Origin of the sequence: Corallococcus sp. bb12-1, assembly GCF_026626765.1 — a bacterium.
Classification (GTDB): domain Bacteria; phylum Myxococcota; class Myxococcia; order Myxococcales; family Myxococcaceae; genus Corallococcus; species Corallococcus terminator.
The window spans coordinates 51621-64566 of the sequence record NZ_JAPNJZ010000024.1; the positions used below are offsets into that span (position 1 = coordinate 51621).

11 protein-coding genes are annotated in these 12946 nt (G+C 69.3%); 7 read left to right on the plus strand and 4 right to left on the minus strand.

From position 1 onward, the window contains the following. Positions 1-260 precede the first annotated feature (260 nt). Positions 261-734 carry a hypothetical protein gene (locus tag OV208_RS27780; protein WP_267577422.1) on the plus strand — a complete coding sequence of 158 codons (474 nt, stop codon included), beginning with the start codon at positions 261-263 and terminating at the stop codon, positions 732-734. Positions 735-772: 38 nt separating this feature from the next. Here OV208_RS27780 and OV208_RS27785 read toward each other — a convergent pair whose 3' ends face one another. Then, positions 773-4363, minus strand: a complete 3591-nt coding sequence (locus tag OV208_RS27785; RefSeq protein WP_267576943.1) for a tolB protein precursor protein — start codon at positions 4361-4363, stop codon at positions 773-775. Positions 4364-4546: 183 nt separating this feature from the next. Between OV208_RS27785 and OV208_RS27790 the strand changes: the two genes are divergently transcribed. Next, positions 4547-6004, plus strand: coding sequence for an LVIVD repeat-containing protein (locus tag OV208_RS27790; RefSeq protein ID WP_267576944.1), 1458 nt, complete (start codon positions 4547-4549; stop codon positions 6002-6004). A gap of 15 nt (positions 6005-6019) precedes the next feature. Then, complete coding sequence (locus OV208_RS27795) at positions 6020-7108, plus strand: EAL domain-containing protein (protein WP_267576945.1); 1089 nt, start codon at positions 6020-6022, stop codon at positions 7106-7108. Here the strand turns inward: OV208_RS27795 and OV208_RS27800 are convergent. The 3 genes from OV208_RS27800 to OV208_RS27810 form a co-directional block, all read right to left on the minus strand. After that, positions 7098-8606, minus strand: a complete 1509-nt coding sequence (locus OV208_RS27800; RefSeq protein ID WP_267576946.1) for a hypothetical protein — start codon at positions 8604-8606, stop codon at positions 7098-7100. The two genes, OV208_RS27795 and OV208_RS27800, sit on opposite strands and share 11 nt — an antisense overlap. 81 nt (positions 8607-8687) lie before the next feature. Beyond that, the gene (locus tag OV208_RS27805) at positions 8688-10013 is read right to left on the minus strand and encodes a flavin monoamine oxidase family protein (RefSeq protein ID WP_267576947.1); all 1326 of its coding nucleotides are present in this window, start codon (positions 10011-10013) and stop codon (positions 8688-8690) included. Positions 10014-10114: 101 nt separating this feature from the next. After that, positions 10115-10750, minus strand: a complete 636-nt coding sequence (locus OV208_RS27810) for a hypothetical protein (RefSeq protein WP_267576948.1) — start codon at positions 10748-10750, stop codon at positions 10115-10117. A 321-nt stretch (positions 10751-11071) separates the two neighbouring features. On the opposite strand from OV208_RS27810, the gene OV208_RS27815 reads away from it, so the two are divergent. From OV208_RS27815 to OV208_RS27830, 4 genes are all read left to right on the plus strand, one after another. Continuing rightward, complete coding sequence (locus tag OV208_RS27815; protein WP_267576949.1) at positions 11072-11302, plus strand: hypothetical protein; 231 nt, start codon at positions 11072-11074, stop codon at positions 11300-11302. Positions 11303-11440: 138 nt separating this feature from the next. Further along, positions 11441-11992, plus strand: a complete 552-nt coding sequence (locus OV208_RS27820; RefSeq protein ID WP_267576950.1) for a hypothetical protein — start codon at positions 11441-11443, stop codon at positions 11990-11992. Positions 11993-12090: 98 nt separating this feature from the next. Continuing rightward, complete coding sequence (locus OV208_RS27825; protein WP_267576951.1) at positions 12091-12525, plus strand: tetratricopeptide repeat protein; 435 nt, start codon at positions 12091-12093, stop codon at positions 12523-12525. Positions 12526-12550: 25 nt separating this feature from the next. After that, positions 12551-12946 (plus strand): hypothetical protein, encoded by a 396-nt coding sequence (locus tag OV208_RS27830; RefSeq protein WP_120615625.1) that lies wholly within the window; start codon positions 12551-12553, stop codon positions 12944-12946.

Consider the following 12946-nt stretch of genomic DNA (forward strand, 5'->3'; position numbering starts at 1 on the left):
GAAAATCCCTTCTCACCCGGTGAGGCTCGTGCGCCTGAGGGCACCGCATGGCGGACCGCGTGAGACCTTCATTTCACGGCTGCCTGCCCGGTATCCCAAAGCAGCGGAGCAGGCGTCCCGTGTCCGAAGGTCGGGCCGGGCAGCCGGGCGAAGGCCGCCGGACGGAGCGCTGTGCACGAACGCCTGGGGCAGCCCTAGCTTTCCAGGAGCAGGCTGGAGGACGGCCCGAGCCCGTCCGCGAACCCGTCAGGGGAGTGATGATGGAGTCCTGGAACCAGACCTCGTCCGATGCCGCGCGGACCCATACGCCATCCACGGTGAACCGTCGCATCGACGCGCACGTGGAGTCGTGTGTCCGCTGCATGGCCGAGCGAGCGGACCGCGCGGAGATGAGCCAGTACCTCGACAAGCTGGAGCGCGAATGGGAGATGCACCGCGCCGTGGCCGTGGGGGGCTCCGCGCTCGCGTTGGCGGGGCTGCTCCTGGGGGGCCGTCGCGGCCTCCATGGCTGGCGCGTGCTCAGCGGCGTGACGCTGGCCCTGCTGCTTCAGCAGGGCCTCACCGGCTTCGGGCCGCTGTCCGCGCTGGTGCGCACGCTGGGCGTGCGCACCCGCAGGGAGATTGACCTGGAGAAGTTCGCCATCAAGGCCCTGCGCGGAGACTTCGAACGCATCCCCAACGACGGGGGGCCGCTGGCTCGCGCCAACGCCGCCCTCGTCGCCGCGCAGTCCTGAGGCGCGCTGTTGCGAACCACGACCGCGGTGCCTGAACGTCAGTGCACCAGGGGCGTGGTGTAGCCGCTGCCCAACGACGGCATCAGCGAGAAGCTGGGCGCGGTGGCGACCGCCTTCTTGCCGGTGTCCTTCTGGTCGAAGAAGCCGTTGAGGCCGGCGACGCCGATGGAGAAGTTCGTCACCCAGCCCTCGTCGGGCTTGCCGGCGGCGGCCTTGATGTCGAACGGCCGCGCGAAGTGCAGCCGTAGGAGGAGGGGCCCCAGCGACAGGTTGAAGCCCACGACCGCGTTGAGGACGCGGTGGTCCCAGAGGTCGTGCGTCCCATCACCCACGCCGCCCGCGTCGATGGCCGCGATGGCCTCCAGGTCGCTCAGGAAGGCCACCCGGATGATGTCGTTGAGGGGCAGCTGCGCCTCCAGCGTGGAGTAGACGAAGTGCTGGCCCAGCAGCCACTCCTCGTCGCCGAAGTTCACGCCGCGCAGGGTGTCGAAGCTGGACAGGTAGTAGGAGCGCGCGTACCGGCCGCCCACCGTGCTGCCCGCGCCCAGGCGGATGAAGATGTTGCTGCGGCCGTAGATGGGGAAGTACCGCTCCATGTCCAACCGCATGTTGCCGTACGCCTGCCCGTCGAAGGGCTGCAAGCCAGCGGTGGCCTCCAACAGGATGGAGCTGCCCGCGAGCGGTCCCGTCGCGTAGTGGTACTTGAGGCTGTCGTAGCCGATGCGGCCGCTCAGCTCCGTCTGGAAGCGGATGTGTTGGTTGTCGGCGCGCCACGCGGACAGCAGCTCCATGTTCGACTCGTTGCGCTCCGGGAACGCCAGGTAGAACTCGTTGTAGTCGTCCAGGAAGTACTTCGTGCCGCCGACGCTCAGGTCGCCCTGCACGTAGAAGAAGGTGCTGAGCGGGTAGCGCAGGCTGCCCAACGCGCCGAAGTAGCGCTCTGACGAGATGAAGAACGGCCGCTGCTCCGGCGGCAGGTCGTCGAACGTCTTGTCGATGCGGAAGCGCAGCGACTGGAAGATGCCGCCGCCCCACGTCGTGCGCTTCTCGTCGTTGATGTAGAGCAGCAGGCCGTCCGTCAGCTCGAACGAGCCATACACCGCCAGCGACAGGACCATCTGGTGGTCGCGCAACCGGTCTGACGCGGACGCGAACACCTGGCCCACGAAGCCGCCGCCGCCCGCGCCCGCGAAGCCGAAGATGGGCCCCAGTTCGATGTTCTCACGCGTGAAGGGCCGGTAGGCCAGCGCGTCGGTGAGCGGCCGGATGGCCATGGGGGAGGGCGGATCCGCCTGGGGCGCCTTGGGGTCCTCCAGCGACAGCATGCGCGGCGGACGCAGGAGCGACGGCTTCCGCTCACCGGACATGTGGAAGAGCATCCACAGGCCGCCGTCGGGGCCGGGGCCCGGTTCGAAGACGCCCGTCGTCAGGTCAGTGCGCCGCACGATGCGGCCATCCGACAGCAGCTCATGGAGGTCCGAACTGCTCTGGTTGAAGGCCACGAAGAACACGCGCCCGTCGGCGAGCGCGATCGGATCCGCCTGGTCGCGCTCCTCGGTGGTGAGGCGCTCGGCCTGCCCCACGGGCGCGTCCGGCTTCACGCGGAAGAGGTTGTACTTGCGGTGGGACGTGGCGTCGGACGTGTAGATGATGCCGGACGGGCCCCAGGTGAGCTGCCGCTCGGCGAACACGTCGTTGGTCAACTGCTTGGGCTTCGCGTCCGGCCCCTGCGACAGGTCGATGACGTACACGTCGCGCAGGCCCGAATCGTTGATGCCGATGAACGCAAGGAAGCGCCCGTCCGGGGAGAACGCCGGCGAATAGATGGCCAGCACCCCCTGCCTGTCGATGCGGTACTCGCGCCGGTCACCCACCTCCAGCTTCACCGTGAGGCCCACCTCCCGCCCGATGCCGGTGCGGACGGCGGAGCGCCTCACCAGCACGTCCGTGGATTTGCGCTCCTGCAGGTGCACGTAGTCCTGCACGTACAGCACGTCGCGGCCGGTGCGCTCCGCCACGAACGCGAGCTTGTCCTTGGTCAGCGCGAAGTTGCGGCCGGACACCGGGTGCAGCGACTCCACGCCCGGCACGCCGTCGCCCGCCACCTTGACGTTCTTCTCCGGAGAGCGCGGATCGATGAGGTACAGCCGGCTTTCGCCCGTCTCCGGCACGATGGTGCGCAGGGCCAGCACGTTGCCGTCCGGACCGCTGGTCATCGCGGTGACGATTCCGGGCGTCTCGCCCAGCGAGTCCAGCGAGGGCGCCGTCTGCGCGGAGTCCAGGTACGTCTTGAACGAGCGGCGCTTGAGCCAGTTCTCGAAGCGTGCGGAGATGCGCTTGGGGTCATCCCCCGTGAGCCGCTCCAGCAGCTCCTCGAACTTGAGCGACGGCGCATCGCGCGAGCCGCCCACCAGCCGGGGCGCCTCCTCCAGCAGGCGCTGGATGATGCCCGCGCCGTACTCCTCCTCCAGGAAGGCCACGCGCGCCTGACCGACCTTGTAGATCCACAGGTAGCCGTACGGCCCGGGGGAGAAGAAGTCGAGGAACGCGTAGCCCCTCATCAGGTCCGGGTTGACCAGCAGGTCCCGCACCATCATCTCCGCCTCGGGATCCAACCCGCGCTTGGCGTAGAACTCGGCCAGACCTTCGATGAACCACAGCGGATAGCCGCCCAGTGGATCCCCGAACACCTTGGCCTGCTCCGCCACGGTGCGCACCTTCTGGATGGTGAACTGGTGCGCCAGTTCGTGGGTGCTGATCTCATCGAACAGGTGGTGGTCGCCCAGGTACGGCAGCGACAGCTTCAGGTCCTCGGTGCTGGTGACGCCCAGCGTGCCCTCGGAGACCGCGAACACGTTCGTCTGGAGGAACTCCGCGTAGCTGCTGTAGAGGATGTACGGGAACGTCTCCGTGGGGACGTACTTGAACTGGTCCACCAGGTACCGGTACGCCTCCTCGACGATGGGGGCGGCGCGCTCGGCCACCGCCCGCTCGCGCTCGTAGAAGTAGAAGCGCACGCCACCCGTCTTGGCGCCCAGGTCCTTCGCGTAGGTGTATTTGAAGCCGCCGTCCGAGCCGCCCAGCATCAGCGGGGAGCCGGAGAACGTGGTTCCTCCATCGTCGCCGACCATGCCCGCGACCGCGCCCGCATGACCCGCCGTGCCGCCGTCCGCCAGCGCCACCACGCCAGGGGGCGGGATGCCGCCGTCCTCCAGCCCGACGACGGTCGGTGGCCCGCTGCCCGCGTCCGCCGCTCCCCCGTCGGGCGCGACGCCCGCCGTCAGGGTGTTGCCCGGGCCCGGGGGCGCCGACGTCACCTGTCCAGAAGGGGTGACCTCCGGGCCGCCCGGGGGTGACAGCGTGTCGCCCGTCTGCGGCGACACGGTGGGCGCCTGGGGAATCGCGCCGCCCTGCGTTCCGGGGGGCTGATCATGCGCGGTCTTCCCCGGGGGGGGAGCGACACCGGTCGCGCCAGGGCCCACGAGGATGTCGATGTGCCGCCACTCGAACTCGTAGCTGTTCACGGGCGTCTTCCCCGCGCGACGGGGGACGACGAAGACCTGGGCGAGCACGAGCTCCGGAAGGAGCAGGGCCAGCAGCACGGCGACCACGTGCGGACGGGGGTTCAAAAAGCACCTCGTAAGGCGAGGAGACAGGCGTATCAGGGGCCCGGTGGGAGGCTCGCTCTCCCATCGGAAACGCACAAGCGGTTCATTTGTTTCTTTGCGTGACGGTGGACGTCCGGGGTGTTCACCCTCTGCGCGCGGGAGGGGACTTGGCTCCGGTCGGCATCGCCCGGTATGGAGGAGGGAATGAACCGCCTCCCCCTCGTGGCCGCCACCGTGTTCCTCGCCGTCGGATGCGGCAATTCCGATGATTCCGACAACAAAGCCGAGTGTCAGGTTGAAGCCATCGACCTGCCCGGTTGTGACCGCTCGACCCTGGCCGCGGTCCAACCCGAAGGCATCTGGAACACCAACATCGCGTTCGAGGACGGTTACATCGGTCCGTCCACCCTCCGCTTCGACCCCGGGGATCCGCTGCTCATCGGCCTGCCGATGACGACGAAGCAGATCACCGGGGACACCTTCTTCCTGGCCAGCGACGTGACGGGCTCGGATGGCGGTGCGATGCGCTACGCGTTCGCCGGCTGCAAGGCCTCGGGTCCGGGCGAGGTGCTGGGCGTGGTGCGCGTCTGTGTCAACGGGACGAAGACGCGCCAGGGCACGTTCACCGCGAAGCGCGTGGTGCGGCGTGAAGGCGAAGCGGAAGCCGACCGCGTGGAACTGCTGAGCGAGATCGCCCTTCCTGGAGGCCGGCCCACGGGCGTGGTGGTGGCGGGCGGCTATGCGTACGTGACGGCGCGCGAGGAAGGCCTGGTCGTCTACGACGTGAAGGACCCCGCGCACCCGACGCTTGCGTCCAAGCAGAAGTTCGGGACGGAGGTGTTCACCACCGCCCTCGTGTCCGGCTCGACGCTCTTCGTGGGCACCTACGACAGGGGCCTGCGTCTGTGCGACCTGACCGTCGACCCCGCGGTCCCGAATTGCACCAAGCAGTTCCTCTCGGAGGCGGCGACGCCGACGCGGGTGGACGCGCTGGCGAAGGATGGCAACCTGCTCTACGTGGCGTCGCCCACGCCCCGCTCGGACGTCATCATCCTGGATGTCACCCAGCCGCTCGCGCCGGTGCTGGTGGTGCGCTACGCGGTGGAGGGCACGAGCGCCACCGCGGGCGAGTTCCCCTACGCGCTGACGGTGCTGGAAAACCGCCTGTACGTGAGCAACTGGAGCTACGGCGTCTCGGTGACGGACGTCACCAACGTGGCGACGACGAAGGCGCCCAAGCTGCTGGGCCGCTACGCCGGGTTCTCCACCAGCGCCCTGGCCGTGGGCAAGCTGGGCACCGCCCCCGCCGTGTACGCGGGCTCGGATGCGTGGGGCTCCTCGGTCCTGACCCTGGACGCCACCACCCCGGAGGCCATCGTGCAGCGCGACGAGCTGGCGCTGCGCAAGGAGGCTTCCCTGGGAGGCCTGGCGTTGTCGGGAACCACGCTCTACATGGCCAACTACCAGGACGGCCTGCGCGCGTACGACGTGTCCACGCTGGGGACGCTCAAGCCCTCTGGGTACTTCAACACCTGGAGCGACACCGACACGCGCCGTGGGTTGACCTACTTCGAGGGCCTCCAGGGCGTTCACGTGGCGGACGGGCTGGTGTATGGGTGGGACACGACGCGCGGGCTGCTTATCTTCCGCCACACCCCGTGACGCCAAGGCCGCATCATGACCCAGGTGAACGGATGTGGTCGTTGCCAGACCCTGCCTGAGCCGCCCGATGGACCGGGGCGGCTCTTCCTGTGGCCCCCGCTGGGCCACAGCCTGGGCAAGCTGGTGGCGCACCTGCGCGAGGCGGGTGGGCCCTACCAGCTTCGCACCGATGCGCACTGCGTCGTGGTGGGGATGGGGCAGGGGGACCTGGGGCGGCTGTCCACGCTGCTGCCCAACGTGCTGACGGCGGAGGAGGTCCGGGGCACGCGAGCCCTCTTCGTTCCGGGGGACACGGAGCCGGGGATGGCGGACTTCCCGCGCGTGGACTCGCTGCAGCGCTTCACCATGCTCCAGCAGTCAGGGTGGCTGGTGGACATGCTGGCGGAGTCGCGGCTCACCTCGTTCTTCCAGCCCATCGTCCATGCGCAGGACACGTCCTTCGTGTTCGCGCACGAGGCGCTGATGCGCGGGCGCGACCGGGACGGTTCGCTGGTGTCACCGGCGCGGATGTTGGACACGGCCCGGGAAGCGGACCTGCTGTTCCAACTGGACCTGGCCGCGCGCACCACCGCCATCCGCGAGGCGGTGCGGCACCAACTGCGCACGCACCTGTTCATCAACTTCACGCCCACGGCCATCTACGATCCGGCCTTCTGCCTGCGCTCCACGGTGGCGGCCATCCGCGAGGCGGGCATTCCGCCGGAGCACGTCGTCTTCGAGATCATCGAATCCGACCGGGCCGCGAACGCCGAACACCTGCGCTCCATCGTCGACTTCTACCGGAAGGCGGGCTTCAAGGTGGCGTTGGACGATTTGGGGGCGGGCTACTCGTCCCTGAACCTGCTCCACCAGCTGCGTCCGGAGTACATGAAGCTGGACATGGAGCTGGTGCGCGGCGTCCACGCGGATCCCTACAAGGCGTCCATCGTGCAGAAGCTGCTGGAGATCGCCTGCCAACTGGGAATCCAGACGGTGGCGGAGGGCATCGAGACGCCCGAAGAACTCTCCTGGGTGCGCAGGCACGGCGTGGACTTCGTGCAGGGATACCTCATCGCGAAGCCGTCGGCGGTGCCGGCGCAGGTCACCCCGCGCCTCAACGATTGAGCAGGGCGTTGGACGAACCCGGCCGGTCCAGGGTCGCGGCGCGCATCAGGCGAAGCTCGTCGCCGGCCGTCTGAAGGGCGATGCGCGCGGCGTACACGTCCCGGCGCCCGGCGGCATCCCGGGCGAGGGCGATCTGCGCGCGGGCCCGTTGGGTGTAGACGACGACCATGCCTTGCCCGTCGGTCGAAGCCGTCTGACCCACGACGGAGAAGTCCTCGTCGGCGATGTTCAGGGCGTTGTCCACGGAGAGTTCGCCCTGCTCCAGCGCCTGATCCGCCGCGAGCATCCACTGACCCGCGGACTGGATCCGCGCCAGCCGCTGCTGTCGGAACCGCTCGGCCTCGTAGGCGCGCTGTTCATGCACATCCACCTGGGACTGCACAGCCTGCGTGCGCTCGGTGGCCACGGCGTCGCGTTCCTGCACCTCCTGCTCGAGTTCGGCGATGCGCGCACGGAGGCGCGTGAGTTCCTCGTTCGACTGGGCCGTGTTGGCATTCGCCGCGATGGCGGTCCCGGCCGGTGTGCTTGTCGCGGCCTGTGCCGACTGGGCTGGAGCCGCCGTGCCGGTCGCGGCTTGCGTTGACTGGACTGGAGCCGTCGTACCGGTCATGGCCTGAGCCGACTGGGCTGGAGCCGTCGTGCCGGTCGCGGCCTGCGTTGATTCGACTGGGGCTGTCGTGGACGTGTTTCCGGATTGATCCGGTACGGACGTGCCTGTCGTCGACGGGCCCGGGGCCGTCATGGGCGTGCCGCCCGATTGATCCGGTACGGACGTGCCCGTCGCGGGCGCAAGTGAAGAATGAGTCGATGTCCCGGTGCCCGTCGTTCCGGACGCACCAGAGCCGCCGGTCGCGGTTTCCGGCGCGGCCAGACTTCCGGTCGTGGGCTCCTGCACCGTCACCTGCGACGAATCCAGCGGCGTGCCTCCCGTCGTCCCCCCCACCGGGGCATTGGACGCAGGGCTCGTGGAGGTCGCGCCCGTGTCCTCGGTCCCCCCGAAGCCTGGCGCATCGGTGTTCGTGGGCTGGGAAGTAGGAGCCGCGCCCGCGCCCGTCTGGGGCTGCCCCGCGGTGGTTCCCCCGCCGGTCGACGAGGTGCCGGCCGCACCCGCGCCCCCCGTCCCCGACGGCGCTTCCTGGGGCGCGGTCTCCTGGTCGGACGACGCATTGTCCGACGGCTGCGCTTCGAAGACCGTGGGAACGGGCGGAGGCACATAGGTCTGCGACTGCTGCGTGGCGACCTGTCCGGAATCGATGGGCACGCTGCCATCGGGCAGCAGCGGCGTGAGGGTATAGCCTCCCTGTGCCAGATCCGTCGGTGTATGGGCGTAGCCCTGCGGAGGGCGAGCACCGTCGGCGTCATCCGCGGCCTGTTCGTAGGCATCCTGGAGGGCTGCGGCGGCCGGGTCCCTCACGGACGGATCCTCCGGGGGCAGGGGCTCCACGTCCTGCGACTGTCCAAGGCTCAATCCCGCGACGATGGCGATCCAGAGGTGCATGCCCGGAAGATGTCCACGGGCGAACGCTTCCACATCACCCCCAGGGCTCCTCCGCCCGCCCGCCAGGAAGGCGACCCGGGCTCACGTCTTCCCGCGACGGGCCAGCAACTCGTCCGCCGCCCGCCGCCCGGTATCGAGCGCCCCGTGCACAGTGCCTTCTTCACCCCCGACATGCGTGGCCTCGCCCGCGAAGAACAAGGTCCGGCCCACGGGCCGGGCCAGCGCGGCGACCGCATCCATGGCCCCCGTGGGAATGACGGCATAACCGCCGCGCGTGTACGGCTCGCGTTGCCAGTCCTGCACATGCCACGCCTCCAGTTGTTCGTGGAGGTGCCGCACGGGCTGCCGGAACAGCCGCGAGAGCCCCTGGAGCGCGCGCTCCAGCACCACCCGTTCGCTCGGCTTCGACAGCGCCAACGCGCCGGGCCCGCCACTCCAGCCCACCAGATGCCGGGTGCACCGGTGGGGCGACAGCGTCCACCAGGTGGGGAAGGCCGCCCCCGGTGCATGGAAGAACCCGAAGCGCGCGGTGTCCGCCTGCTCCCGCCAGAACGCCGTGCGGAATCGCAGCAGCACCTTCACCAGGGGGCCCATCTCCAACTGGTTCCAGGCGCGTTCCTGCTCCCGTACGCGGGGCACGAAGCGGACGGCGCCAGGTGCCGGAGGACGGGCCCGCAGCACGCCCACCGGAAGTGTCACCACGGCCTGCCGGGCCTGGAATGTCCCGAGCGTAACCCCCTGCCGCGTCCGGGCCCGCACGCGAACCTGTCCCGGCTTCCAGCGCACCTCCTCGGCCACGGCGTTGAGCCACAGCGTGTCCGGCTTCGCGAACAGCTTCGCGGCCATCGCCCGCAGCACGCGGTCATAGCCCTCCAGCACGCGGGACGGCGTCGCACCGCCCGTGCTCGCGACGGACCGGTCCATCCTCGCGATGGCCAGCGTGCTCGCGATGTCCGGATCCGCGGCGTAGAAGCCCTCGACGTAGGAGCGGGCCATCGCGGCGACCAGGGGCGGCCACTTCCGCGCACGGGCCTGTTCCGCCACCCACGCGGTCATCGACCGGTCCGGAGGCTTCGCCGAGGTCAGGGCCTCCTGGAACGCGAAGGCCTCTTCCGCTTCCGCCAACTTTCCCCGCCACAGCAGCGCATGCCTGTCGTTGCAGGCTCCGACCGTCAGCCCCGCCTGCCGGATGAGCCGCAGGAGGGTGGGCGGCTTGCCGTGGACGAACTCGGCGCCCAGCTCCAGGGGCACGTCGCCCATCGGATCACGCACGGTCGCCACGCGGCCCCCCACGCGGTCCCGGGCTTCCAGGACGATGACCCGCAGGCCCTTGCGCATCAACTGGACCGCCGCGGACAGCCCCGCCGCACCGGCCCCCAGGATGATGACGTCGGCCGTACGGTCCATGCGGCTCCCGCTCCCACCATGGAGCCTCCACCGTGAGAAAAGTCCCGCGGCCCGCCGCAAGTCGGCGGGCCGCGAGCAGGGGAGAGGCACACGCGAAGGGACTAGTAGGTCTTCGGCGAACCGCTGGTGTCGTGCGTGCTGGAGCCGGTGTCCGGATTCATGCTGGAGTCGCTGTCGGAGGCACCCGGATCCTTGGTGCGGTCATCCATGCCCGAGCCGCCCTTGCCCTCGTTGATGGACGGATCCGGCGACATCACGTCCGTGCCCGAGCCACCCGTGCCCTGGCTCGGCGAGATGCTGGTCGCCACGTTCTTCTCGTCCTTCACCTGGAAGCTGGCGCGGATCTCCTGGCCCTCCTTCAGGCTCTTGGCGTTCTTCAGGGTCGGGTCGGTGAACTGGGTCTTGCTGTCGATGTCCAGCGGCACCACCGCGCCGTTCGCGCTGCTGATGTAGACCTTCTTGCTCTCGCTCTTGACGACCTTGCCCGTCAGCTCGTTCGCACCGGTCATGCTCGGCGAGTGGGCCGCGGATCCGGAGCCGCCCATGGCGTCGGTGCTCCCCATGGAGCCCTGCTGGGAGCCCTGCATGGTGCCGCCGGACTCAATCCGTCCCGGACTTCCCTGGGCCGGCACGTTGGTGGAAGGCGGCTGCGAAGGCTGCACGACGCTGTCCTGGGCCACGGCCACGCCAGAACCCAGCAACGCCGCGGACGCAATAACCCCAATGAGCTTCTTCATGGAATCTCTCCCGGAGGATGTGAGTGGGACGGGGCGACGACCCCCGTTCGGAAAAAGCTAGGGGCGATGGGGGTGGGGGACAGGCCGGGAGGGGGAGACCGGGTGCGTGCCCGTTCGCCCTGCGGCCCATGGGACGAGGTCTGGAGGCGACAAGCGGCCTGCTTGGCGACGTGTGGGGTGCTTGATGCCGGTGACGGATTCCCATAGCGTTCCAGGAAAGAGCTGGAGCCGGCCGCACGGTCGGTCCCCCGCCAGGAGATCGTGACTTCGATGCCCCCGCCCGCCAGGACCTCCGCGCCGACCCCTCCCCCGGAGCTGCCCATGCCCTCCTATCCCGCCGTCGAGACCTTCATCGAGAAGGCCTCCGCGGACGACGTGCAGGTGCTCTTCGCGCCCGTGAAGGAGGGCCTCGCCGGCCTGAAGGGCCCGCGCGCGGAAACCGGCAAGAAGGCCCAGGCTGCGATCGCGCGGGCCGAAGAGCTTTTGACGATGCTCGTGGACGTCCGCGAGAAGCTCGTCGCCGAGTCCAAGCAGCCCAAGGGCCGGAAATAACAGGCGTTTCGGGGGCCTGGACGATTTCTTGTCACCAGCAGGCAACCGGCGGCTGGCATCCCCGATAATCCATTGAAAGAGCCAAGGGATGATCCCAGGCTCACCTTTAATTCGCTGGCAGCAGCGCGGAGGCTGAAAATGGGCGTCAAGATCGACAGCGGCATGATGGGTCCGAACCTGCGTATGAACACCCAGATGACCACGGCTCGGCAGACGCCGAACACGAGCTTTGGCGCGCGTGTCCAGAACGGGCTGAACAACGCCGCGGGCGTCGTCGGCGCGGGCGTGGGCTCGGTGGCCGGCTTCGTGCCGGGCGCGGGCATCGTCTCCGCCGCGGTTTCCTCCGCGCAGACCTTCTCCGGCGCCGCGGGCTCCGGCATGGCGGGCGGCCCCTACGCCGGCGTGATGAACACCGGTTCCGGCGCGGTGCCCACCACGTCCATGCCCGGCACGGGCGCGGGCATCCCGGGCACGGGCGGCTCCTCCACGCTGGGCACCAGCGCGGGCGCGGGCGGCGTGAGCGACTCGCTCACGAACAACGGCAGCCTGAAGGCCATGATGGACGACAACGTCAAGCTGCTGAACATGCAGTCGGCCATGCAGCACGAGTCGCAGCTCTTCACGGCGGTTTCCAACGTCATGAAGTCGCGGCACGATACGACCAAGAACTCCATCGGCAACATCCGCTAGTCTTCGGGCTTCAGCGGACACACTGACCGGTGCAAGGAAGGCGGCCCTCGACGGCCGCCTTCCGTGCTTCCGGCCACGGGAAAGGCAGCGCGACGTCCATGGCGGAAACCTCCTCGGAGATTGCCAACAGCCTCGTGCCCCTGGCGCGCCAGCCGGCCATGGTGCTGCTGGAGTCTGGCTACCTGTGGCTCGACATGGGCCACTTCGACAAAGCCCGTGAAGTGTTCGTCGGGGCCGCCGCGCTGATGCCCAAGAGCGAGGTGCCGCAGATTGGCATCGGCGCCGTGGAATTCGCCCAGGGCCACCATGACAAGGCCCTCCAGGCCTACCGGGTCGCCCAGCGCCTGGCGCCCCTGTCGTCGCTGCCCCGGGCACACGCGGGGGAGGCCCTGTTGTTCATGGGCAAGGTGCCGGAAGCCCTCAAGGAACTGAAGGCCGCCATGGACCTGGAGCCGGAGGGCGACGGTGCCCGCCTGGCCCAGGCGCTCATCCAGGCGAAGGAAGCGGGGGCCCTGCCTCCGCCCAAGAAGTAGCAGGCAGGACGAAGGAGGTACGTCGATGGCGGTCGGTGGAGTCGGACGTGGGGGTGGGAAGGGCCGCGCGGGCGGCGTCAAGGGCGCGTCCGGTGCGGCGGGTGCCGCTGGCGCGTCCTTCGGCGGCAAGGTCGACAAGACCGAATCACTCGTCGGGCCTTCAGGTCTGGTAGGCTCCAGCAACGTCCAGGGCCCCCAGGCTGCGGATCCGATCGCGGCGCAAGCGCTCGCCATCGCCCGTCGGTTGAAGAACGGGGGCTTCAAGAGCAAGGAGGAGGCGACGAAGGCGCTCGTCTCCGAGGTGCTCCAGGAGAAGCTGCACATGAAGTCCGATGCCCTCACGGGCCGCATCGCCGGTGCCCTTCAGGATGATCCTCGGTTGAACCAGGTTCTCGAGCGGCTGTGGTCCAAGGCCGAGTGA